General features: G+C 36.3%; 20 protein-coding genes and 2 pseudogenes. 16 read left to right on the forward strand and 6 right to left on the reverse strand.

All coding sequences use genetic code 11. From position 1 onward, the window contains the following. Positions 1 to 338: 338 nt before the first annotated feature. Positions 339 to 1,526 (reverse strand): SAM-dependent methyltransferase, encoded by a 1,188-nt coding sequence (locus BKP56_RS03305; RefSeq protein ID WP_198033980.1) that lies wholly within the window; start codon positions 1,524 to 1,526, stop codon positions 339 to 341. A gap of 140 nt (positions 1,527 to 1,666) precedes the next feature. Here BKP56_RS03305 and relB point away from each other — a divergent pair, with 140 nt between their 5' ends. The 6 genes from relB to BKP56_RS03335 all read left to right on the forward strand — a co-directional run bounded on the left by relB (position 1,667) and on the right by BKP56_RS03335 (position 6,548). After that, positions 1,667 to 1,888: a type II toxin-antitoxin system RelB family antitoxin gene (gene relB / locus BKP56_RS03310; protein ID WP_072693698.1), complete on the forward strand. Its 222-nt coding sequence runs from the start codon at positions 1,667 to 1,669 to the stop codon at positions 1,886 to 1,888. A gap of 1 nt (position 1,889) precedes the next feature. Further along, positions 1,890 to 2,162 (forward strand): type II toxin-antitoxin system RelE family toxin, encoded by a 273-nt coding sequence (locus tag BKP56_RS03315; protein WP_072693699.1) that lies wholly within the window; start codon positions 1,890 to 1,892, stop codon positions 2,160 to 2,162. 655 nt (positions 2,163 to 2,817) lie between these two features. After that, positions 2,818 to 3,498 carry an IS6-like element IS1216 family transposase gene (locus BKP56_RS03320; protein ID WP_002325565.1) on the forward strand — a complete coding sequence of 227 codons (681 nt, stop codon included), beginning with the start codon at positions 2,818 to 2,820 and terminating at the stop codon, positions 3,496 to 3,498. 41 nt (positions 3,499 to 3,539) lie between these two features. Further along, entirely contained in the window at positions 3,540 to 4,040 is a 501-nt protein-coding gene (locus BKP56_RS03325) for a hypothetical protein (RefSeq protein ID WP_072693700.1), read from the forward strand. Positions 4,041 to 4,252: 212 nt separating this feature from the next. After that, complete coding sequence (locus BKP56_RS03330) at positions 4,253 to 5,140, forward strand: DegV family protein (protein ID WP_072693701.1); 888 nt, start codon at positions 4,253 to 4,255, stop codon at positions 5,138 to 5,140. Positions 5,141 to 5,831: 691 nt separating this feature from the next. Further along, positions 5,832 to 6,548, forward strand: a complete 717-nt coding sequence (locus BKP56_RS03335) for a cytochrome c biogenesis CcdA family protein (protein ID WP_072693702.1) — start codon at positions 5,832 to 5,834, stop codon at positions 6,546 to 6,548. A 101-nt stretch (positions 6,549 to 6,649) separates the two neighbouring features. Here the strand turns inward: BKP56_RS03335 and lspA (BKP56_RS03340) are convergent, their stop codons facing one another. After that, complete coding sequence (lspA, locus tag BKP56_RS03340; protein WP_072693703.1) at positions 6,650 to 7,120, reverse strand: signal peptidase II; 471 nt, start codon at positions 7,118 to 7,120, stop codon at positions 6,650 to 6,652. Positions 7,121 to 7,434: 314 nt separating this feature from the next. Here lspA (BKP56_RS03340) and BKP56_RS03345 point away from each other — a divergent pair, with 314 nt between their 5' ends. From BKP56_RS03345 to BKP56_RS03350, 3 genes are all read left to right on the forward strand, one after another. Beyond that, positions 7,435 to 8,550, forward strand: coding sequence for an NAD-dependent succinate-semialdehyde dehydrogenase (locus tag BKP56_RS03345; protein WP_072693704.1), 1,116 nt, complete (start codon positions 7,435 to 7,437; stop codon positions 8,548 to 8,550). After that, on the forward strand, positions 8,534 to 8,668 hold the full coding sequence (locus BKP56_RS14120) for a hypothetical protein (protein WP_257786582.1): 135 nt from the start codon (positions 8,534 to 8,536) through the stop codon (positions 8,666 to 8,668). Before BKP56_RS03345 ends, BKP56_RS14120 begins: the two co-directional genes overlap by 17 nt. Before the next feature lie 339 nt (positions 8,669 to 9,007). Next, positions 9,008 to 11,647 (forward strand): cation-translocating P-type ATPase, encoded by a 2,640-nt coding sequence (locus tag BKP56_RS03350; RefSeq protein WP_072693705.1) that lies wholly within the window; start codon positions 9,008 to 9,010, stop codon positions 11,645 to 11,647. Between the two features lie 425 nt (positions 11,648 to 12,072). On the opposite strand, the gene BKP56_RS03355 is transcribed toward BKP56_RS03350, so the two are convergent. Continuing rightward, entirely contained in the window at positions 12,073 to 13,791 is a 1,719-nt protein-coding gene (locus BKP56_RS03355; protein ID WP_072693564.1) for an IS1634 family transposase, read from the reverse strand. A gap of 334 nt (positions 13,792 to 14,125) precedes the next feature. Between BKP56_RS03355 and BKP56_RS03360 the strand changes: the two genes are divergently transcribed. From BKP56_RS03360 to lspA (BKP56_RS03375), 4 genes and pseudogenes are all read left to right on the forward strand, one after another. Continuing rightward, positions 14,126 to 14,488, forward strand: a complete 363-nt coding sequence (locus BKP56_RS03360; RefSeq protein ID WP_072693706.1) for an ArsR/SmtB family transcription factor — start codon at positions 14,126 to 14,128, stop codon at positions 14,486 to 14,488. A gap of 16 nt (positions 14,489 to 14,504) precedes the next feature. After that, on the forward strand, positions 14,505 to 15,122 hold the full coding sequence (locus BKP56_RS03365; RefSeq protein ID WP_002319351.1) for a CadD family cadmium resistance transporter: 618 nt from the start codon (positions 14,505 to 14,507) through the stop codon (positions 15,120 to 15,122). 5 nt (positions 15,123 to 15,127) lie between these two features. Further along, positions 15,128 to 15,736 (forward strand): annotated as a pseudogene (locus BKP56_RS03370) (IS6-like element IS1216 family transposase); the annotation flags it as partial. Between the two features lie 150 nt (positions 15,737 to 15,886). Continuing rightward, entirely contained in the window at positions 15,887 to 16,357 is a 471-nt protein-coding gene (lspA, locus tag BKP56_RS03375) for a signal peptidase II (protein WP_007725803.1), read from the forward strand. Positions 16,358 to 16,648: 291 nt separating this feature from the next. Here the strand turns inward: lspA (BKP56_RS03375) and lpdA are convergent, their stop codons facing one another. From lpdA to BKP56_RS03390, 3 genes and pseudogenes are all read right to left on the reverse strand, one after another. Then, positions 16,649 to 18,070, reverse strand: a complete 1,422-nt coding sequence (gene lpdA, locus BKP56_RS03380) for a dihydrolipoyl dehydrogenase (protein ID WP_072693708.1) — start codon at positions 18,068 to 18,070, stop codon at positions 16,649 to 16,651. A 170-nt stretch (positions 18,071 to 18,240) separates the two neighbouring features. Then, the gene (locus tag BKP56_RS03385) at positions 18,241 to 20,637 is read right to left on the reverse strand and encodes a heavy metal translocating P-type ATPase (RefSeq protein WP_083540455.1); all 2,397 of its coding nucleotides are present in this window, start codon (positions 20,635 to 20,637) and stop codon (positions 18,241 to 18,243) included. After that, positions 20,630 to 20,842 (reverse strand): annotated as a pseudogene (locus BKP56_RS03390) (ArsR/SmtB family transcription factor); the annotation flags it as partial. The gene BKP56_RS03385 and the pseudogene BKP56_RS03390, both read right to left, overlap by 8 nt. Before the next feature lie 69 nt (positions 20,843 to 20,911). Here BKP56_RS03390 and BKP56_RS03395 point away from each other — a divergent pair. The 3 genes from BKP56_RS03395 (at position 20,912) to BKP56_RS03405 (ending at position 24,730) form a co-directional block, all read left to right on the forward strand. Then, complete coding sequence (locus BKP56_RS03395; RefSeq protein WP_002325565.1) at positions 20,912 to 21,592, forward strand: IS6-like element IS1216 family transposase; 681 nt, start codon at positions 20,912 to 20,914, stop codon at positions 21,590 to 21,592. A 71-nt stretch (positions 21,593 to 21,663) separates the two neighbouring features. Further along, on the forward strand, positions 21,664 to 22,491 hold the full coding sequence (locus tag BKP56_RS03400) for a hypothetical protein (RefSeq protein ID WP_156849211.1): 828 nt from the start codon (positions 21,664 to 21,666) through the stop codon (positions 22,489 to 22,491). A gap of 355 nt (positions 22,492 to 22,846) precedes the next feature. Beyond that, positions 22,847 to 24,730, forward strand: coding sequence for a YobI family P-loop NTPase (locus BKP56_RS03405; RefSeq protein ID WP_072693711.1), 1,884 nt, complete (start codon positions 22,847 to 22,849; stop codon positions 24,728 to 24,730). Positions 24,731 to 24,773 lie beyond the last annotated feature (43 nt).

A 24,773-nucleotide genomic window follows, 5' to 3' on the forward strand; every position in this document is an offset into this window, starting at 1 on the left:
AAATATATTTTATTATTACTTAATCCAACTGATGTGTTTTTAGATTCTTCATAGATTATTTCACTAATTCCAATTGTTAAATTAGTTTGATTATAATCAGCTTTTGAATCCATGTCAACACTATTTATCAGGAGTTCATGTGAAAACTTTATACAAGTTGGTAAAAGGTCAATAAGTTAAAAATTTGAGCAGTTTGCAGTTCTCAAATAATAAATTCTTCATATTCTCAAAATATTATAAAAATATGCCCTCAAAGTTACTCACACAACTTTGAAGGCATATTCTTATAGTTTTTCTTTTTTATAGGCTAGTTTAAAACTTTATAAGAAATATAAGTTTTATCTAGTCATTGCTAGAGTGTTATTAACTCCATTGGTGAAAACTATTTGATGTAAATCAATTCCCCCTACATTAAAGTTAGCTGCACATGCAAGTAAATATAATCCCCACATTCTTACAAAACGTTCATCGAACATCTCTTTAACAGTATCTTCTTCTTTAGTAAAGTTATCATGCCAACAAAGTAATGTTTTAATATAATGTCTTCTTAGACTTTCAACATCAATTACATTAAAATCTCTGTCAACACCTTTAAATATTATTTCCCTTAGGCTCGGTATAACTCCACCTGGAAATATATATTTATCTATCCACTTGTCTGTTCCACTTTCTTTGCCACCACTTATGAAGTGTAATAAAAACACTCCTTTTGTTTTTAATACAGCCTTTACATTGTCTAAAAACAAACCATAATTTTTCATTCCTACATGTTCTATCATGCCTACACTTACTACTCTATCAAATAATAGTTTTGAATCTTTAAGATCTCTGTAATCCATCAATTTGACATCTAACCGATCCTCAAGACCTTCTTCTTCAATTCTACTTTTAAATCCCTTGTACTGTTCTTGACTTAATGTGATGCCTGTTCCTTTTATATTGTATTTTTTAGCCGCTACTATTAACAAGTCACCCCATCCACATCCAATATCTAGTAAAGACATACCATCTTTTAATTGTAATTTATTAATTATGTGATTTACTTTATTAGATTGGGCTTGATAAAGAGTGTCATCTGGATTTTTAAAATAAGCACAAGAATAATTCATAGTCTCATCTAACCATAATTTATAAAAATCATTTCCCAAATCATAGTGTGATTTTACTTCTTGATCTTGCTTTTCCTTGGATACATCATTTCTCCTAGGTTCATTTTTTTCTAATGTTTTAATTTTTTCCAACAATTCTTTTCTTATGTGCATTATCATACTAAGGCATTTGTAAAGATCTCCCTCCACTTCTATTTTCTTGTCCATATATGCTTCACCAAGTACTATAGATGGATCTTTTAAAAAATCTTTTTTGTTAAATGATTCATTTAATATAATTGTAAACCCTACTTCTCCCTCTCCAACTTTTATTTCTTCTTTTAATTTGTCATTAAATACTATTTTAAAACTCTCTTCGAATAATTCTCTAGGATAAGTATCGAGAAATTTTTTTACTGCCATTTTTTCTACTAACAATTATTTCACTCCTTATTTTTACAAGACTATTAATAATTTACCCAATTATATGGACTTTATCCATTTTATAGAGAAAATAGATTGAAACTCCTTTTCTTTTGTATTACAATGTATGTACAAAAGAAAAGGAGTTGATTCTGATGACTGTAGTATCCCTAAGAATTGATGACCAAGAAGATCAACTAATCAAAGAATATGCTAAAGCTAATAATATTTCGGTTTCAGCTTTATTTAGAAATTCTGTTTTAGAAAAAATCGAAGATGAAATTGATTTGAGTTTATATAACCAAGCTATGTCTGAGCACAAAGAAAATCCGCAAAGTATTTCTTTTGAAGATATGCTAAAGGAGTTAGCGGATTAAAATGAATTCAGTTTATCAAGTAACGTTTGAAAAAGGAGCACAAAAGGCTTTAAAAAAGATGGATAAACACCAGTCTCTTTTAATTATGGGATGGATTCAAAAGAATCTAGTGAATTGTACAGATCCTAGGAAACAAGGAAAAGGACTGACTGCCAATCGTTCAGGAGAATGGCGATATAGAATTGGAGATTATCGCTTAATTGCCGATATCAATGACGAGACAGTCACTATTTTAATGTTAGAGATTGGCCACAGGAAAGATATTTATAAATAATCCACTAAAATTAAGTTTATCAGATTAACAATAAAAAAAATCGACTACTTAAAAAATAGTCGATTTTTTTATTTTATTTAGATTGAGTACTTAAGAAAATAATTGCATTTTCAATAATATCTTGTTGAGTGGCTTGAATTAGAAATTGCGTTTCTAGACACTCTTTCATTTCTTCAACGAGTATTAAAATGGAACTATTAATGGGCACATAGACGTTTGCTGATGGTATAATAATCACCTCCTGCTGTTTGTTATAAGTAATAACGAATAGGAGGTGATCAAGTGTTACCTAGACTTCTTTCAATACATGAAATTGCTTAGAAAAGTGTACACAGAACCTTATTTCTTTGTAGTTTTCATTTGGTCTTTAATCGGGCTAACTTCCATTTAAAGTACAACCCACCACACTTTACTACGTAAAGCGTGGTCTCTGCGAGGCTAAAAACCGTCTGTCCACTCTGCCTTTTTTTTCGCCTTTAGGCTGAAAAGGTTCGACGTGAACAGGTACGAAAAACGTCGGAATAACCGACTATTTTTTTCGTAAGAAACAAAATTATAGTTCGCCAATTAACAAAAGTTTTGGTTCTGTTGCAAAGTTTTAAATCTACTATCAAATAAGGTAGAATAATAGAAAAAGATAGCAGGAGGAATGACGATGAATCATTTTAAAGGAAAGCAATTTCAGCAGGATGTGATTATTGTAGCCGTGGGCTACTATCTTCGTTATAACCTTAGCTATCGTGAAGTTCAAGAAATCTTATATGATCGTGACATTAACGTTTCTCATACGACGATTTATCGTTGGGTGCAAGAATATGGCAAACTACTCTATCAAATTTGGAAAAAGAAAAATAAAAAATCCTTTTATTCATGGAAAATGGATGAAACGTACATCAAAATTAAAGGAAAATGGCATTATTTGTATCGAGCCATCGATGCAGATGGTTTAACCTTGGATATTTGGTTACGTAAAAAACGGGACACACAAGCAGCCTATGCTTTTCTTAAGCGGTTAGTGAAGCAGTTTGATGAACCGAAGGTTGTAGTCACAGATAAAGCCCCCTCTATTACAAGTGCCTTTAAGAAACTAAAAGAATACGGCTTTTATCAAGGGACAGAACATCGTACCATTAAATACCTGAATAATTTGATTGAACAAGACCATCGTCCAGTAAAGAGACGCAATAAATTCTATCGAAGTTTACGCACTGCCTCTACCACGATTAAAGGCATGGAAGCCATTCGAGGATTATATAAGAAAACCCGAAAAGAAGGCACTCTCTTCGGGTTTTCGGTCTGTACTGAAATCAAGGTATTATTGGGAATCCCAGCTTAAATCATAGATACCGTAAGGGATTTTATTCTTTATTTAAAACTTTGCAACAGAACCAAAGAATTAACTTAGATGACTACCGTGCAAGAATTACAAATGGCAGTAGAGAATTTGAGAAGATACTTCAAAATCCAGAGACTAATGAGCGTATAGGATTTCATTCGGCTAATGAATTTTTAGCAGATAACACTACTTACGTCTATATAGACGGAGAATTGGAGAACATTATTAGTTTTGAGGAAATAGATACTATAGGCTTAGGATTTTCTTTTTCTCTGCTAAGAGAAATTCAATACCTCACGCACTACCTATGGACAGTAAAAGACAATAATATATATGTTAGAGACGGATTTTTGATTGTATACGAAAATAACTTTAGAGATGTAGGCACCTATAAAGCTTCTGTTTCTGCAATTAATTCTACAGCAGATAATTTGAGAGACGTTATTAGTACTTTTTCAGACGAAGAATTAGATAGAGCTGTTTCTACAATGGAGGAAAAACTTTTTGATTTAGGCTCAGAAGAAAATAATAATAATCAATAGTGTTGCATAAAAGAATTGTTGGAAAAGGGATATAGACCAGCACCTGAATTTGAAGTAGCTGTTTCAAGTTACGTTAACAGTTGAGAACTTATTATTTAGAGCAATACATATAGGAAAACAGAGTAGATGCGTCTACTCTGTTTTCATTTTCACTTTACTTTTTGGGTAGGTTAGATTAGTATGACAGAAAGAAGTTAAAAGGAGAGCTGGTTATGAGCAATTATATTATTACAAGCAGTTCTACAGCAGATATGCCATTAGAATACTTTGAAAAAAGAAATATTCCATACGTTCCCTTTCATTTTATGATAGATGGAAAAGAATATCCCGATGACTTAGGTCAATCCATATCATTTGAAGATTTCTACCAAAGAATATCTGAAGGATCTATGCCTACGACATCTCAAGTAAATGTGGGCCAGTTTGTAGATTTCTTTACCCCTTTCTTAGAAGAAGGTAAGGATATTCTTCATATTGAGTTTTCATCTGGCTTATCAGGTACGTATAACTCAGCCACAATAGCTAGAGAACAATTATTAGAAGACTTTCCAGACCGAAAGATTGAAGTCGTTGATTCTTTGGCTGCATCCGGTGGATATGGATTATTACTTGACTATGCAGTGGACAAAAAAGAAGAAGGGGCCACACTGGAAGAAGTGAGAGACTGGGTGGAAGAAAATAAATTAAATGTCAACCACTGGTTCTTCTCTACAGATTTAACTCACTACAAACGTGGGGGACGTATATCTGCAACCTCTGCCTTTTTCGGTGGCATGCTAAATATTGCTCCTCTTTTAAACATGAATAACAAAGGGGAACTGACACCTCGTAAAAAAATTCGAGGTAAAAAACAGGTTATCAAAGAAATGGTTAAAAAGATGGAAGAACAAGCTGTTAATGGGACGGATTACGATGGGAAATGCTTTATCACCCACTCCGCAGTGTACAATGATGCCTTAAAAGTAGCCGATGCAATCGAACAATCCTTCCCTGCACTTATAGGAAAAGTGGAAATCAATAGTGTTGGAACAGTTATTGGTTCTCATACAGGGCCAGGAACAGTTGCTTTATTTTTCATGGGAGATAAACGAGTAGACTAATCCAATCGAAACACCTTCTTTATTTTAAGAGGGTGTTTTTCTCAATAAAAAGGAGATTCTATAGAAATGACAGCATACGGAGAGTATATTACACTATTTAACCTGGATCATCTTCTATACATAGGAGGTCTCATTGGACTGAGCATGGTTCTTTTTCTAAATAAACAGGCAATAAAGGAAAAAAAAGAGACTATATCTACCTCACTAGTGTTGCATTAAAATTTTAACTATTCCATGCCAAAAAAAAATCCTTTATACTAGTACTTGGATGACTTATCCAAGACCAATACAAAGGACTCCAACATGGATAAGTATAAAACAAAAATGACCATAAATAAATGGTTTTCGTACATTAATTTAGAACAAATCAAAACCACCAGTGTGAACTGGTGGTTTTGATTGGAATTGACTGTCACTCGAATCCAAGACCTTACCTGAATGTTCAATTCCTTTATGGAAACAATTAAAAAGAGATTTTCCAGATATTTAATCACAATCGATTCTCAACTTTTTGAAAGTCGGTTTTTTATTTAAATGCTGCTGGAACCTCTGTTGTTTTACGTTGTGACGTTTATTGTTTGATATTGATAAAAGGGAAGTTTAAGTTTTATTTAGTGTTAACACCAATTCTATTAAAAAATATGACTAATATTTATCATCCTTAAATAGTCTTGTACAAGGGGTGATAAAAATGGAGTGGGCGACACATATTATCGACCAATTGGCAAATATACATTTCTCTATTGCATTAATAGTTAGTTTTTCGGTCGGATTATTGACAAGCTTTAATCCCTGTATGCTAGGGATGGCTTCCAGTATCTTTGCTTTTAAAGGAGAATCTAAAAACAAAAGCATTTTACCCATCACTTTGACTTTTATGATTTCTTTTACACTTACGTTCACGATTCTTGGTGTGGTTAGTATTTTTTTTGGTGAGCAAGTATTAGAATGGACGGAACAATATGAAGATTTATTTCATAATTTTCTAGGTTTCTTATTTTTATTAATTGGATTTTATGTTCTCGGTTTAAGGCTTCATCACTTTCTAGGGTTACTTCCTTTTAGAGTTGTTACCTTTTATTCCAAACCTGAAAAAAAACAACAAAAACCTCGTAATCCTATAATGAAGGCTTACTCGTTAGGTACCTTGTTTGGCCTTACACCATCACCATGTACAACACCTATGATTATTGCTATGATCGCCTTCGCATCAATTACTGGGTCATTAGTTAAAAGTACCCTTTTGTTACTAGTATATGGGATCGGACATGGCACGCCCTTTTTGATCATTGGATGGTTGGCTAGGATATTGAAGAATACCAGATGGATGGTAAGGTGGCAGAAACTCTTGAGTAAAGCAATTGGCGTTGGATTATTTCTTGTCGGTTTGTATTTCTTTTTTGAATAGCTATTAAAGAATCGGTTCTCTATATTACGAATGAACCGATTTTTTGTACATTTATATTTGGTTTTTGTGTTCCTAATTCCACTAAAAATCCTCGTTTTAAACTATACTTTTTCATTTTCCTGTTTTTGTTGCCCCGTACGAGTTTCCAACCACATATCCAATATCATTAAAGCAACACCAGAAACTATGAAAACATCAGCGAGATTAAAGATAGGATAATCAATGAGCCGAAAATCAAGGCTATCTACTACTTCTCCTCTAATCAAGCGGTCAAAAAAGTTCCCTAATGCTCCACCTAGCAACAGTGATAAGGCAAAAGAGATTCGTCGGTTATTCCTTCCTTCTGTTTGTAAATAATAAATGATACCCAGTACAACAATTAACGTTACAATAATAAAAAACCAGCGTTGACCTTGCAAAATTCCAAATGCTGCTCCTTTATTTCGAAGAGAAGTAATATGGAATACTCCTTCCCATAAAGGAATGGTTTGACCTACTTCCATCCATTTGACAATCGCAGATTTCCATAGTTGGTCAATGATTAAAACAATGACTGCAATGATATAGAACATCGGGTTATCCTCCTCAAAAATTCATTTTTTCAAAGTATAACATGATATAACAAACAAATGTATATTTTATTGAAAAGGAGTAAATGTTATTTATAGAATCCCATTTAAATAGGATGATCTGTCAAGTGGACTAGACGGGAAATGAGATATCATGTCTTAGATTTTCCACTTAAGTTCCAAAAAATCACAGATTTGTTCAATGTTACCGTAGATTCCGCAAAGAAAAACTCTACAAACCGTATGAAAAAAAGTAGATTATGGAAAATATATAAAAGGCTTAATACTTAAGCATATTTCAAAAAGGAGGGGTTTTAATGGTAGAACAACTCGACTATTTAAACTATATTAATGGGCAATGGGTTGGTGACAGTTATAAAAAGATTAAAGTATTCAACCCTGCAACAGGAGAATACATTGGATCGGTCCCTGACGCTGATGAAGAACATGCCAAACAAGCAATTGAAGCAGCGTCTCAAGCGCTCCCTAAATGGTCCAAGAAGTCAGCAGCAGATCGTAGCGATGTGCTAAGAAAATATTATGATCTCATCATGACGCATGAAAATGAAATCGCCGAAATCATGACAAAAGAAAATGGCAAGCCATTAAAAGAATCTAAAGGTGAGGTACAATATGCAGCATCGTTTATAGAGTGGTATGCCGAGGAAGGTAAGCGAATTTATGGACGTATGATTCCTGGTAAGAGGGAAAACCATCGTATTAAGGTAATTAAACAACCTGTGGGCATTGTTGCAGCAATTACCCCATGGAACTTTCCGGCGGCGATGATTACAAGAAAACTGGGTCCAGCGCTAGCGGCAGGCTGTACGTTTATCGTAAAGCCACCCGAGGAAACACCTTTAACGTGTATGAGACTAGTAGAATTAGCCGAAGAAGCTGGTATTCCGAGGGGTGTTTTCAATGTCGTGAATGGTAATCCGGAAAAATTCTCGGAAACGGTCATGTCTGATATGCGCGTTCGTAAATTAACGTTTACTGGTTCAACGCCTGTCGGTAAATTGTTAATGAAACAAGGTGCTGAGCAAGTTATGAAACTTTCTCTTGAACTTGGCGGGCATGCACCAGTAATTGTATGTGATGATGCAAATCTTGATCAAACCGTTGAGATGTTAATGGCTGCTAAGTTTAGAAATAGCGGACAAACCTGTATCGCGGCTAACCGCGTTTATGCTCAATCAAGTATTTACGACGAGCTTGTTAGACGAATGACCGAAGAAGTTAAAAAGCTTAACGTTGGTAACGGTCTGGAAAATGGTATTGATGTCGGTCCCTTAATCAATAAAGAAGGTTTAGAAAAAGTAGGACGTCATGCACGCAGCACTTACAGAAATGGAATGCCGTCCAATGACAGAAGAAGAGTGGTTGACACAGTTTCATTGTGTAGCAACATTGTATGTGGAAATCCAATATGAATTACTGTCGCTTGATGTTGATATCGAGGGTGACTTGGAGCCTTACTTTACTGAAGGCATCGAAAAGTTTAAACGAGGCGAAATGGAACTGTTTGATCTATTTATTAAAATGCGGTAATTTAAAGAAGCAATTGAACGCGAATTGTTGCCTTACGTGTGTCATTAATGGCACATTTGTTTGTGTAAAACTTTAGTTAAACCGCACGGTTTAACTTGACGAACGGTGAAACTACAGGTAAAATTAAGCTAACTAAAGGGGAGTAGCTCTAACAATAATGTCGTCATTACGAGATCTTTATCTCCGGCATTACTGGCAACATCCGTTGTAGGCAAGACCTTTACCAATATAACACTATGGGTGTTTGTTGGTAAGGGTCTTTCTTATGTTTACAAAGCACTATTTACGTAAATATTATAAAGAGCTTACGAACGAATACCTAAAGAAGGAGTGAGAGGGATGTCTTATTATCAAAAGACAGAAGAAGAAACGTTAAAAGACTTACAAGCGAGTATCGATGGTCTTTCTAGCGGAGAAGTAGCTGCACGTATCGAACGTGATGGCTATAATGAGCTTGAACAAGAACAAAAAGCATCTACCTGGAAATTATTCTTAGATGCCTTTAAAGATGCGATGGTGATTGTCTTACTCGTTGCCGCCGGTGTACAAATGTTACTCGGGGAATACGTTGAGACAATCGTTATTATGGTCGTACTGATTATGAATGCGATCATTAGTGTGGTCCAAACGAAAAAAGCTGAAAGCTCACTTGATGCTTTAAGAGAAATGTCAGCACCGAATGCGAAAGTCTTACGTAATGGTGAAAAACAAACGATTCCCGCTCGGGAACTTGTAAAAGGTGATATCGTTTATTTAGAAGCAGGAGATTATATTCCGGCCGATGGTCGCTTACTTGAATCTGGTTCACTTCAAGTCAATGAAGGGATGTTGACAGGTGAATCACAAGTCGTCACGAAAGACGTGGCGGTGATTGAAGAGGAAGTCGCTCTTGGTGACCGGATCAACTTAGTTTTCTCAAGTTCACTCGTAACCAACGGCCGGGCAACCTTCGTCGTCACAGAAACCGGTAAAACAACGGAAATTGGTAAGATTGCTAATCTCTTAAATACAGCGGAACAAAAACAAACGCCACTCCAGCGTAAACTTGATGCGTTTAGTCGTAAACTCGGTTTTTGGATTCTGATTCTGTCAGGTGTGATTTTCTTAGTCCAAGCCCTTAGAATTTGGTTAGGCGAAGGACCGGTTGATTTAACACCCGAACTCCTCAATGCCCTTATGTTTGCGGTCGCGGTTGCGGTTGCGGCTATTCCTGAAGCCTTGCAGTCCATTGTGACCATTGTGTTATCGGTTGGAACAAACAAAATGGCTAAACAACATGCGATTATTCGTAAGTTGCCTGCCGTTGAAACACTAGGTTCAACGAAAGTCATCTGTACCGATAAGACAGGGACACTGACGCAAAATAAAATGACAGTCATGCATCACTTTACTTTTTCTGAAGGTGATGAGACATCACTTGATGCGTTAAGTGATGATGAACGTCTGCTGATTGATACCGCCGTCTTATGTAATGACTCTTATATTGATTCAAAAGGTCAAGAAGTTGGTGACCCAACAGAAGTTGCTTTAATTAATTATGCGAATAAAGCAGGCGAAGATTATTTAGCATTACGTGAGCGCTATGAACGGATCAGCGAAGTGCCATTTGATTCAGATCGTAAGCTGATGTCGACCTTAAACGCTTATGAAGGTGCTAAACTCTTGTCCATTAAAGGTGGCCCGGATGTGATGTTTAAACGGGCAACGAAAATATTAGAAAATGGTGAAGTCAAACCATTAACGGATGAACGAAAGGCACGTTTAAATGAACAAAACGAAGCGTATTCTCGTCAAGCACTGCGCGTGCTTGCGTTTGGTTTTAAAGAAATGCCTGAAGGTACATCAGATATTAACTTTGAAGACGAAGAAGACTTTGTCTTAGTCGGGCTTCTCGCGATGATTGATCCACCACGTGAAGCTGTCTACGGGGCGATTGAACAGACAAAACATGCGGGTATTAAAACCGTGATGATCACCGGTGACCATAAAACAACGGCCGAAGCAATCGCCAAAGACATCGGTATTTTTGATGACGATGACTTAGCGCTTACCGGTACGGAACTTGATCACTTAAGTGATGCTGAATTAGAAGAAAAGCTTGAACATATTCGGGTCTATGCCCGTGTATCACCAGAGAATAAAATCCGCATCGTCAAAGCATGGCAGAAAAAAGGTAACATTAGTGCGATGACCGGTGACGGTGTGAACGATGCCCCAGCTTTAAAACAAGCTGATATTGGTGTCGCAATGGGTAGTGGGACCGATGTAAGTAAAGATGCGGCAGCGATGATTTTAACCGATGATAACTTTGTATCGATCGTCAATGCTGTTAAAGTTGGACGGACAGTCTTTGACAACATTAAAAAGGCGATTGCTTATCTGTTTAGTGGTAACTTAGGGGCGATTATTGCGATTCTCTTTGCGGTGATTGCGGGATTCCCTAATCCATTTACGGCACTGCAGCTGTTGTTTATTAACTTAGTTAATGACTCATTACCTGCGATTGCTTTAGGGATGGAGAAATCAGAACCTGACGTGATGGACCGTGAACCGCGTTCCATTGATGAAGGGATCTTCGCCGGTGAGACCTTACGGTCTGTCATTACCCGTGGATCATTTATCGGGGTGGCAGTTATTATTTCACACTTGATCGGCTTGCAAACATCGACTGAGGTCGGTGTGGCGATGGCCTTTACGACCTTGATTCTTTCCCGGACCTTACAAACATTTGCCGCGCGTTCAAATAAACAGACAATCTTTGGTGTCGGTTTATTCACCAACAAGTACGTGTTAGGTGCAGTCACATTATGTTTCGGTCTTTATCTCATTACCGTTATTCCAGGCTTACGTTCAATCTTTGCAATTCCAAGTAGCTTTGGTCTGACTGATTGGAGTATTGCGGCTGGTCTTGCGGTCCTTGCGGTTGTGATGATGGAAATTGTGAAAGTCGTGTATCACCGTTTCTTAAGTAAAAACTAAACGTTTTTTAATCCGCGCGTCGTTGATTGACTTTAAGATAGTTAACCATCAAGTCTTTAAAGTGCTGACTAAAAGTCAGTCGTGAAAAGAAAAGGATAGATGTAAAAGAGCTAAGGCCCGCTGCCTTAGCTCTTTTACTACATTATATGTATTCTTAGATGTTAGGCTCGCTAAAAGGGCAATGATGTTTAAATTAGTAGGTAAGAAAAGTACGCGGTTGTTAGGGTTTGGTGTAAGATAAAGATGAATGATGCCAAACACTATTAAATAATTTATATTTTTTTAGTAAACGTTTACGTTTTTGATGCATAGGCTATAGAGATAGTGTTATACTCTCGAGTTTGACACTTAATTAAAACAAAAACTCTCTAACCCCTTATTTTTCAGGGATTTAGAGAGTTTTTTTGCTTTTGAAAAAGTGAGTACTATTTTGCTTTTCTGGATAGCTTTAAATTATTTTTCATTTTTTTAATGGTATTGATTTCATAATCCGTTCGAAATCCAAATATCTCATGTAATTGATCTGTTAAATGTGTTCGTTCATAGAGCGGTATGTAGCCATCTCCCGATGTTTTCATCACATTCATTTCCCTTAAAGTTTTAATGATTTTTTGACAAGAAAAATTGTTATCCAGCTTTTGTTCTAAAATACGATAAATCAATAAAGAGAGAAAACAGGTTAAGAAATGGGCTTCAACCCTATCATCGTTTCTTACGTAGATTGGTCGCGATTTCAACTCTGTTTTCATAATTCTGAAGCTCTCTTCTATTTCCCAGCGCTGTTGATTCACACGAATCAACTCTAAAGGATCCGATGTCAGATTCGTACAAATACCGTAGAATCCATCATATTGTGCTTCCTTCTCTATAACGGACTCATCAAGCGTTACATGCATATTTTCGGCTATTTCTCCGTCTGTTGTTGCGTGTTTAACTGTAACGAATCGTAATGGATCATTGGCACGTTTCTTTTTTAATGATGAAGGATTTTCAACTTTCTTCAATGCGCGTTCTATTTGGCGCTTCCGAATAGTTTCTTGATAATGCTTATACTTCGGTGAGAATGTTACAAGTAGGCGTTGTTCTAAATCATTTTCCTTAATCCATCTTTCTTTGTAATAGGTTTCTTTGTTGTTTTCAATATTTTTAATACTTGTTAAATTAATGGGTTTATCACTTGCTTTTGTTCGCCATCCAGAAGGGTCTAGTGCCCATTCTTTGAGGTGCTTTTTTAATTTTTTGATGGATTGTGTGGTGATAAATCCGCGACTACCTAATGTATTGTAAATGCGATTATTTTTAGAAGATAAGCCTGCGTCTGTACAGACAACGATCTCAGACAACTCAAAATCCTTCAGGATTTTCTTTTCTAACGGTTTAAGAGATGTTTGTTCATTTTCATTCCCACCAAATATTGAAAAAGCAAGGGGAAGGCCGGAAGCATCCATAAATAAGCCCATTTGAACAATAGGATTTGGGCGATGTTCTTTTGACACTCCATACCTTTTCAAGCCTTCTTCCTGTTCCATTTCAAAATAGAAATTTGTGCAGTCGTAATACAAGATTTTCTTGTGTCGTTGAACTAATTTCAAACTGTTTTTGTAGACAGCAGATTGAATATTATCTGATTCTTTCTTAAGTATATCTAAAGCCCGGTACATTTGATGTGGCTCACATTGAATACCTTCGAGTAATTGTTTTGCTTGTTCGAACGAACTCCGCTTGGAGTTCGGGTGTAAAATGCGCATATAGATTAATTTAGATAATATTTCGTTTAAGTCATACTCGAATTTATATTTAGATTGAATATCTTGCGTAATTTTAGAGAGGCCAAGTTGATAATAAAGCGACTGTAAAAAGAGATAACCAACGTTGAATGAACGCTGTTCATCAGCGTCGATAAGTTTCTCTGCATTAAATTTTATGATGCTAGGTTCTCGTTGACTCTTTTGTTCTTCTGTTAGTTTCTTGGCGTATTGACGTGCCCATTCCTCAGGATCAACACCTGGGTGTTTTTTACGAATTTCTTGTTCATTTCCCAAGGCTTCTATAACGCGCGTGGTTGATTTGCCGTTAATATCTCGAACATTTTCAATGACAGAATAGGAAATGGAATTTTTAGAAACACTCTTTTTTATACGCATAATCAACGCCTCGATTCAGTATTAGTTACTCTTATTATAACATAGTACTAAATAGTACTCAATATTTAAAGTAGAAATTTGACAAAAAAATAAGCCATATCAAGGCTTAAGAGTGTTTTTAGAGAAATGAAGTGTCAAACTCCCATAGATCCAATTAATTTTTTAGTAGAATAAGTTAATTTTTGGAACATATTTTTCAACTCTCCATTCCTTTTATATTTACATATACATGAAATTGCTTATAATAGTGTATTGAAATTAAGGTAGATTGACAAACGAGTGATCAAATTGATATACTACCTTCAAACGACCGTTTGAAGGTGAGGTGAGATGAATGGAAAAAGTTTGCCAAGTGACTATCGTACATAAAGAAAAAGTAGACGCTGTAAAAAATAAATTAATAAAAAAAGATCTGTCGAGCTTAATTGTATTAGGGAAATGTTTCAGTAATTCCTCCCGAATTAAAATTTTTTATGCTTTGGAAAAGTTTAAAGAGATGTGTGTCTGTGATTTAGCAGAATTACTAGATGCTAGTATTGCTACAACGTCACACCATTTACGTTTTTTAAAAAAACATGGAATGGCAAAATCACGTCAAGATGGAAAAGTAGTTTATTACTCTTTAGCGAATGAAGACATCCTTTCCGCTATTCATGTTTTTTTAAAGTTATCAGAAAATCTATCTATGAAATCTTAGTTTGGAGGAAGTTATTTTGTTACAAAGTATTTTTTCAGCTATCGCTGTTTATATTTCTACCAGCATTGATTATTTGTTTATCTTGCTGATTATTTTTTCTCAAAGTCATACAAAAAAAGGGCTCCGTCAGATTTTTTGGGGTCAATATCTAGGAACAGGTATCTTAGTAGCCGTAAGTTTATTTGCAGCATATGTGCTGAATTTCATTCCGCAAGATTGGATCATTGGGCTTCTCGGTCTAATTCCGATTTTCTTAGGAATCAGAGTGGCATTGGTTGGCGAAGAGGAGGAAGAAGAAGAGGAAGTCGTTGAAAAGCTTGAATCAAGAGGAACAAACCGCTTCTTTTGGACCGTTGCCTTAATAACAATTGCTTCTGGTGGCGATAACTTAGGGATTTATATTCCTTACTTTGCCTCGTTATCTTTTTCAGAGATTGTCACCGCTCTAATCGTATTTGCTATTTCTGTTGCGGTTCTTTGCTATATCAGTTACAAATTAGCCAAGATTTCTTTTGTTTCCGAAACCTTAGAAAAATATGAACGAATCCTTGTTCCTATAGTGTTTATTGGCTTAGGAATTTATATATTGATCGAAAATGGTACGATTCAAACTGTATTGAGTTTATTTAATTAATAAATAACCTTAGCTATCGTGAAGTTCAAGAAATCTTATATGATAGTGACATTAACGTTTCTCATACGACGATTTATCGTTGGGTGCAAGAATATGGTAAACTACTCTATCAAATTTGGAAAAAGAAAAATAAAAAATCCTTTTATTCATGGAAAATGGATGAAACGTACATCAAAATTAAAGGAAAATGGCATTATTTGTATCGAGCCATCGATGCAGATGGTTTAACCTTGGATATTTGGTTACGTAAAAAACGGGACACACAAGCAGCCTATGCTTTTCTTAAGCGATTAGTGAAGCAGTTTGATGAACCGAAGGTTGTAGTCACAGATAAAGCCCCCTCTATTACAAGTGCCTTTAAGAAACTAAAAGAATACGGCTTTTATCAAGGGACAGAACATCGTACCATTAAATACCTGAATAATTTGATTGAACAAGACCATCGTCCAGTAAAGAGACGCAATAAATTCTATCGAAGTTTACCCACTGCCTCTACCACGATTAAAGGCATGGAAGCCATTCGAGGATTATATAAGAAAACCCGAAAAGAAGGCACTCTCTTCGGGTTTTCGGTCTGTACTGAAATCAAGGTATTATTGGGAATCCCAGCTTAAATCATAGATACCGTAAGGGATTTTATTCTTTATTTAAAACTTTGCAACAGAACCAGTAGGCGAATAATGTTCCGACGAAGAACTATACTTCCTCGTTCCTGTCGTCTACAATGAATAGTGCTTGTATTACTGATAAAGAGAGGTTGCTGTATGATTTTATATTACTTACTGGCAGCTGTTTTGATTGCCATAGATCAACTAGTGAAGTGGGGAATCGTCCAGAATTTCGCCTTGTACGATGAGCTGGAAGTTATCCCAAATATTTTTTCCCTGTACTACATCCAGAACCGTGGGGCCGCCTGGGGGATATTGCAAGGGAGGATGGGCCTCTTCTTCATCATCACCGTCCTGGTGGTGGGGTATCTGGTCTACACCTTCCATAACCTGCCGCAAAGGAGCATTTTGGCCGGTATCAGCTTCTCCTTCATCCTGGCGGGGGCTTTGGGCAACTTCATTGACCGCATGCGTCTCGGCTATGTGGTGGATATGCTCCGATTCGATTTCATTGATTTCCCGATATTCAACGTGGCAGATGTTTTCCTCACCATCGGAGTGGGTACCATGATCGTCTACCTCCTCTTTTTCGAAAAAGAAGAGGGAACTACGTCCAAAAGGGATTAGGAAGGGGCGAAAAGGAAATGAACTGCCGGGTTGCTGGATAGGCAGGCAAAAATGGCTAAGCTAGGCTCCAAGCCAAGGATAACTAAAGAGAGCTCAGGCAGTTTATCTCAGAAGCTGATTCCGGTATTCCACCGGAATCAGCTTCTTTAGCTTCCATTGTGGGTACAAAAAAAGACTCTATAAAGGATCTCTTTTTAAGAGCTCACTTTATAGAGTCCAGATTAAGGTTTTACTAGCTTTCTTTTTTCTTCAATCAGGGAACATTGATTGTCCCAGCTTTTTTGTTTCTACTTACTGTTTCTTATTGAGCATGTGGATAGCATGCCCCAAAACCCCTTCCGCAGCTTCCATGAGGGGTTCCGGCAAGGTTGGATGTGCATGGATGGTGAGGCTGAGATCTTCTGCAGTTGCTCCGGCCTCAATTGCAAAGACTGCTTCAGCAATGAGAGAGGATACCTCTGGTCCTACCATTTGCACACCTAGCACCAGGTTGGTGTTCTTCTCCGCGACAATCTGGACAAAACCATCAGCGTCCGAAACAGATAGAGCTCTTCCGTTTGCTTGGAACGGAAAACGGCTGGCAATCGTTTCATATCCCTTTGCCTTTGCCTCGCTCTCCGTTAGCCCTGTATAAGCGACTTCTGGGTCACTAAAGATGACAAAAGGCATTGCTTGGAAATCAATCGCACTCTTCATCCCACTAATCACTTCTGCAGCGATTTTCCCTTCGTAACTAGCTTTATGGGCAAGAAGATGACCGCCTGCACAGTCTCCAATAGCATAGACATGTTCAACATTCGTTTGACATTTTTCATTGATTTTAATAAAACCGCGCTGGTCTAATTCGACCCCGATGTTTTCCAAGCCACTGTTCCCTGTATTGGGTTTTCTTCCAATGGAAACTAGACAATAGTCCCCGTTAACAATTTCGTCCTTCCCATTTACCTGAACCTGAACATTTACTTCATTACCTGTATTCTCTCCGCCTTGGACGAAAGCATTCGTTATAACGGTGACTCCAAGCTCCTTCAAATGGCGTTTTACTACATTTGTAAGCATAGAATCCGTACCCGGGAGAATTGTATCGGTTCCCTCAAGGATGGTCACCTTAGCCCCAAATTTGGCATAAGCAGTCCCCAATTCTAAACCGATATAACCGCCACCCACTACAATCAAATGCTTCGGTATTTCCTGAAGCGTCAATGCCTCCGTTGAAGAGATAATCCTTTTTCTATCAAATGGCATATTTTTTAACTCAGTTGGCAAGGATCCTATGGCAAGGATTAAGTCGTTGTACGAATAGAACTGCTCACCGTTTTCGGTTCTTATCCTTACAGTATGAGGTTCAGTGAGATAAGCTTCTCCGCTTATTACTTCGACTCCATTACCTTTCAACAAGGTCTGTACCCCGTTTGTGAGCTTGCTCACGATCCCGTCCTTCCATTTCACTACTTCTGGCATTTCTACTTGAACATCGCCAGAAACCTTAATGCCCATTGCATTTGCATGTCTAATATGTTTTACTCGTTCAGATGCACTTATCAGAGCTTTTGACGGAATACATCCTCGATTAAGGCAAACCCCTCCCAATTCTGCTTTATCCACCAAGACCACTTTTCTTCCTAATTGAGCAGCGCGTATGGCAGCAACGTAACCGCCTGATCCCGCGCCTATAATTAACACATCTACGTCTTTTTGTGCTTTCTCAGTCATCTTTGTTTCCTCCTACCGATTTTAAAGTATTATGTAAAGATTTTAACTATTCATCTACATAACCTGATATTTTTACATATACCCTATTTGAAAGGTTTCTATCTAAATCAAATCAACTATTTGAAAATTATGAGAAAGAGGCTTTCCAAACAAACGGAAAGCCTTCACTTTTATTCTTTAACCCGCATAAGTCGTAAACTATTTAATGCTACCAAAAGAGTTGCCCCCATATCTGAAAGAATGGCAATCCAAAGCGTTAGCCAACCAGGTATAACTAGTAGTAATGCAATGACTTTAATAGCAATAGCAAAGGTAATGTTAGCCTTAATTATATTTAGAGCTTTACGGCTTAGTTTTACAGCAAATGGAAGTTTTCTCAAATCATCTCCCATTAACGCAACGTCTGCCGTCTCAATAGCTGTATCTGTACCAGCACCACCCATTGCTATTCCAACTGTAGAAGCTGCCAATGCCGGAGCATCGTTAACACCGTCACCAACCATGGCTACATTCCCATGCTCTGATCGTAACTGTTTGATATAATCCAATTTATCTTGAGGCATTAATTCTGCCTGAATATCAGATACTCCAACATGCTCTCCTATTGCCTTTGCAGTACCTTGATTATCGCCAGTTAGCATTATTGTTTGTTTGATCCCTAACTGATGTAGCTTTTGAATCACATCTTTGCTTGATTCACGAACTTCATCTGCTACGGCAATAACTGCAAGAATATTTTGTTCTGTACCAATTATCATCGCAGTTTTCCCTTGATTTTGGAGGTGTCTAACCTTATCCTCGAACTCTTGGCTAAAGTCGGGAACAAATAATTCCTTGAAAAGTTTTGGACTGCCTATATAATAGGTTGTTCCGTTTATAAACCCTTTTATACCTCGACCCGTAATAGAAGAAAAATCCTCCACATTTACATCTGAATAAGAGATATTTTCTTGTTCTGCTTTTTTCATAATCGCTGAAGCAAGAGGGTGCTGCGAACGGTACTCAAGAGCTGTAATGATGGAAAGCAATTCTTTCTCTTCCATTTTTTTATTTAATACTGTAAAGTCTGTTACAACTGGAACACCTTTTGTCAGTGTACCGGTTTTATCAAATGCGATGGCCTTTAAGGCTCCCAATTCTTCTAAATAAACCCCTCCTTTTACAAGGACACCTTTTTTCGCAGCATTCCCAATCGCTGAAACAATAGAAATAGGAGTCGATATGACCAACGCACAAGGGCAACCAACAACAAGAACAGCTAACCCTTGATAAACCCATGTTTCCCAACTGCCATCAAAGAATAAAGGCGGGACTATAGCAACTAATGCAGCAATGACCATTATGATTGGTGTATAATATTTAGCGAATTTTTCAACAAACGCTTGAGATGGAGCGCGTTCCCCTTGGGCTTCCTCTACAAGATGAATAATTTTAGAAATCGTTGTATCTTCTACTAGTTTGGTTATTTTTACTTCAAGTAACCCTTCTTCATTTAAAGTACCAGCAAATACTTCATCATCAACGATTTTGGCAACAGGGACTGACTCACCTGTTATAGCTGCCTGATTGACGGCAGAGTAACCACTGACAACGACACCATCCATGGCAATCTTTTGACCAGGTTTAACAATCATAATATCTCCAACCATGATATCATCAACATGGATCATGATTTCTTGCCCATTCCGCCTTACAAGGGCTTCCTTTGGCGCGATGTCCATTAATGAACGAATCGATTGTCTAGCTTTGTCCATAGAAAACCGTTCCAGAGCTTCACTAATCGCAAAGAGTATGACAACAAGGGAAACTTCAGCCCATTCTCCTATAATGGCACCACCTATAACAGCTACTGTCATAAGGGTTTTCATGTCAAAGTCAAAATGAATCAAGTTTTGTAAACCGACTTTAAAGAGTGATAATCCTCCGATTAACATAGATGCTACAAATAATAATGTAGTAACAATGTTCTCATCCCCATTAACAGATGAGGAAAGGTAACCAAAGACAAGAAATAAGGCTGAATAGAGTAAAGTGCTCTGTTTTTTATAGAATGGCACTTTTTCTTCTTTTTTAACCTCTTTACCCTCTTGAGAAGCCTGTTGTCTCCGTTCATCAGGAGCCACCTTTAAGTTTTCAAAAGCGCCAGCCTTTTCTAATTCTTCAATGGAAGTTTCACCATAAACCGATATTTTTGATGCCCCAAAGTTTACCTTGGCATCTTGAACACCTGGAAGCTCTTTAACATTTCTTTCAAATTTCCCTGCACAATTTGCACATGAAAAACCTTGAACTCGGTATACATTTTTTTCTTGATTCATCTCTTGTGGTACTTGACGTCTCGTTTTTTCCGGAATTACTTTCAAGTTCTCAAAAGCACCCGCTTTTTCTAGCTCTTCGATCGTTGGCTCGCCGTAAACGGAGATCTTGGAGGCGCCGAAGTTCACTTTGGCGTCCTGTACTCCTGGTATGTCTTTGACGTTTCTCTCGAACTTCCCGGCACAGTTTGCGCAAGAGAACCCCTCAACTCGGTACACATTTTTCTCTGCTGATGTTATTGTTTCACTCAACTTTAACGACCTCCTTTTGGTGTGCAAAAGCAATTTTTATGAGATTTTTTACATGGTCATCATCCAATGAGTAGAAAACTAATTTCCCCTCTTTACGATACTTGGCTAAACCTAAAGTTCTTAGCAACCTTAAGTGATGGGATGCTGTTGCAGTAGTAGAGCCTACGATATTTGCAACATCACAAACACATAACTCGTCCGGTTCTGTTGCAAAGTTTTAAATCTACTATCAAATAAGGTAGAATAATAGAAAAAGATAGCAGGAGGAATGACGATGAATCATTTTAAAGGAAAGCAATTTCAGCAGGATGTGATTATTGTAGCCGTGGGCTACTATCTTCGTTATAACCTTAGCTATCGTGAAGTTCAAGAAATCTTATATGATCGTGACATTAACGTTTCTCATACGACGATTTATCGTTGGGTGCAAGAATATGGCAAACTACTCTATCAAATTTGGAAAAAGAAAAATAAAAAATCCTTTTATTCATGGAAAATGGATGAAACGTACATCAAAATTAAAGGAAAATGGCATTATTTGTATCGAGCCATCGATGCAGATGGTTTAACCTTGGATATTTGGTTACGTAAAAAACGGGACACACAAGCAGCCTATGCTTTTCTTAAGCGGTTAGTGAAGCAGTTTGATGAACCGAAGGTTGTAGTCACAGATAAAGCCCCCTCTATTACAAGTGCCTTTAAGAAACTAAAAGAATACGGCTTTTATCAAGGGACAGAACATCGTACCATTAAATACCTGAATAATTTGATTGAACAAGACCATCGTCCAGTAAAGAGACGCAATAAATTCTATCGAAGTTTACGCACTGCCTCTACCACGATTAAAGGCATGGAAGCCATTCGAGGATTATATAAGAAAACCCGAAAAGAAGGCACTCTCTTCGGGTTTTCGGTCTGTACTGAAATCAAGGTATTATTGGGAATCCCAGCTTAAATCATAGATACCGTAAGGGATTTTATTCTTTATTTAAAACTTTGCAACAGAACCTAACTTTGAATGCAGACGTGAAAAAGTTTGTAGACCCAGTGAAAATCACTGGACTTAACGAACCTTTATTCGATTCTAAGAAAGCTAGCTTTAAAGTACAGGAGTACTTTAAAAAAGGTTTCAGTCTGTATGCAGAAGGAAATAGAGAGTTAGCCATTTCTTTACTGAGCGAACCTAAGGAAATAAATGCTACTCATTTAGGTCTTTCTAAAGGAGCCTCAAAAGGAAATGGTCCATCTGAAGAAATATTAGACGGTGTTTTTCAGAAGATTACATCTGAAGAATTTCTCAGAAATTCTTTTATGGCACGTCCGACTCTAATCCCTCTATTTGTTCCAAATTTTGGTGCTGATAGATTTTCAGATTTGACTGTTAACATAATTAGCAAAGAACTAGCAGAATTTACTGAAAAAGTTTGTAATGAACTTGATATTCCCGTTTATTTAACAGGACTTTGCAAATACTACGATGTGTCAGATGGAGAATGGAAACAGCTAATAGCCAAATTGCCGATGGGGCCAGACCTGAAACCTATACTGCTTGTTCCAGCTGGGTTGGTGACTGATAAATATAAGTTTTCAGTTGAAAAGTTTGTTAACAGTGTAATTTTTGCTTATTTAAAAGATGAGCATTTGAATAGAAGAAGTTCCTTAATAACATACAAAGAGATAGACGGTGTACTTACGCCTGTAAAACCTACTAACAAAATGCTTAAAGAACATGAAATACTAATGAAATATAAAGAGAGAGGTATGTTTAAAGCTTTTGCATTAGATAAATCACTTGAGTACCCTCATTTACTAGAGCAGTATATCTCGTTTATTGAAGATGAGAAATATCAATAATTAAATATTGAAAATTTACCAGTTGAACTAAAGCGTGCAGATATTATTTCTGCATGCTTTTTATTTTGATCTTTATGTTCTATCTAACAAGTGAGTCTGGGACAAAACTAGCTAAAAAGCAGGAAACCGTTAAATTCAGGAGGCTTAATCCTTGATTTGACGGCTTTCTGCGACAGATAAATTTGATACAACACTTCTGGGCAATGTTGCGCTAGTTGTTTTTCGGTCAACGCTATTATTACAACGTTGATACTATCATACCAATACTGCAAATTGTTATTGATAGAGTATACCTATTGTTGCAAAAAATGGATTATAACTTTTAGTATTATACTCTATAATTGTACTTAGAAGTATGTTTATTAAAGAAGTGGAAGGTGTTGGAGATATGATTAACAATTTTTTCTTATGGAAAAAGTTAAAAGGTAATACAGAAAATAACGAAACAGATACAAAAAAGCAAAAGTATATTTTTAAATCATTGGGACCGGTTGATAATGTTGAGTTAGGTAAATACGAAGACGCTCTTAATCAAATGATAGAAGACAGTAGTATTTTTAATGTAGGATTAACTGGACCTTACGGTGCAGGCAAAAGTAGTCTAATCGAAAGTTTTAAAAAAAAGAACATACAAAAAAACTTTATTCATATAGCCCTTGGTAAATACGATACTATTGATGGTGGTAGTAACTCACTGGAAAATCCAATAGGAGTATACGAAGGAGAAAACCTAGAAAAGAAATCGGTGAATCAGCAAAGAATAAAATCTCCTACTCAAGATTTCAAAGAAATAGAGGGTAAAATTATTAATCAGTTATTACACCAAGTTAACGTTGATAATGTTCCTCAAGCTTTTACTAAAGTTAAAAAGAACAACTCATTTGGAAAAATTATTTTGTGGGCGTTCATAGTACCGTTAGTACTTGCATTCTCGGTATTCTTATTGAGATTCGAAGATTGGGTTGCTTTCGTAGAGATTAATAACATGAATTGGTTATTCTTTACAGTTTATCCTTATTCAAGGATATTAATTGTAGCTTTACTTTTTGGACTAATTGGATATATAACTTATGTTTTTGGAAAAGCTCAAATCAACAGATCATTAATTAGAAAGATTTCAATTCGTGGTAATGAAATTGAGCTTTTTAAAAATAGTGAAAATTCTTTTTTTGATGAGCATTTAAATGAAGTGATTTATTTATTCGAAAATAGTGGTGCAAATGTTATCGTATTCGAAGATTTAGATCGATTTGAGAGTCCCGATGTGTTTAGAAAACTAAGAGAACTTAACCAGTTAATAAATAAAAGAAAACAAGATGATTTAGCAGGACAAGACACTCATAGAAAATTAGTGTTTTTATACCTCATAAAAGATGATATTTTTATATCAAAAGATAGAACGAAATTTTTTGATTTGATTATTCCAGTAGTACCAACAGTTAGCTCTTCTAATTCTTTCAATAAGATGATAGAAATTTTTGAAACAAGTAAAGAAATAGATAGAATATTTTTGAGAAACTTATCGTTTTATATTGATGATATGAGGTTAATCAAAAATATTTTTAATGAGTATACGATATACAATGATGAAATTAATACGTCTTCATTAGATCAAAATAAATTGTTAGGTATGGTAACGTACAAAAATATTTTTCCTAGGGATTTTTCTCAATTGCAATACGGTAAAGGATTTATCTATTCAGTTCTAAATGATAAACAGGGTGCTTTTGACCAAGAAAAAAGTAAAATAAACAGTGAAATTTCGACTCTCGAGAGTGAGCTGGAAGCACTAAAATCTAGTCGTAAAGCTTCTTTTGAAGTATTAAAAGAGACCCATTTAAAAACAGAGGGAATTTTGGTTGATGGCAAATCGGAAAATACTTATCCAACAAGAATGGCGTACGTAAGAGACGTACTTAAAGGAGAAAAATTATCAATAGTTCAATTAAATCAGTACAGATATCAAGATACGTATAGAAAATCTTCAGTGACTGTTTCACTTGATACACTTTTGAAAAACATGGAAGCTACGGCAGAATATCAAAAAGATAAAAAAATAGTAGAAGATATACAAAATGGAAAAAAAGAAAAAATGGCTGCTAAAATCCAGGATTTAAAAATAAAAAGAAAGCAAGTTGAAGAGCAACCTTTCTCAAAGGTTTTTGATGATAATCAATTTGGCAGAAAGCTAGAAGAGCATACAGATATAAAAAATAATGATTACTATGACTTAACCTAGATAATTCATACTTTTGCTTGAATCGTGGAAACACTGCCTAATG

This window comes from Marinilactibacillus sp. 15R, from assembly GCF_001895285.1.
GTDB lineage: Bacteria > Bacillota > Bacilli > Lactobacillales > Carnobacteriaceae_A > Marinilactibacillus > Marinilactibacillus piezotolerans.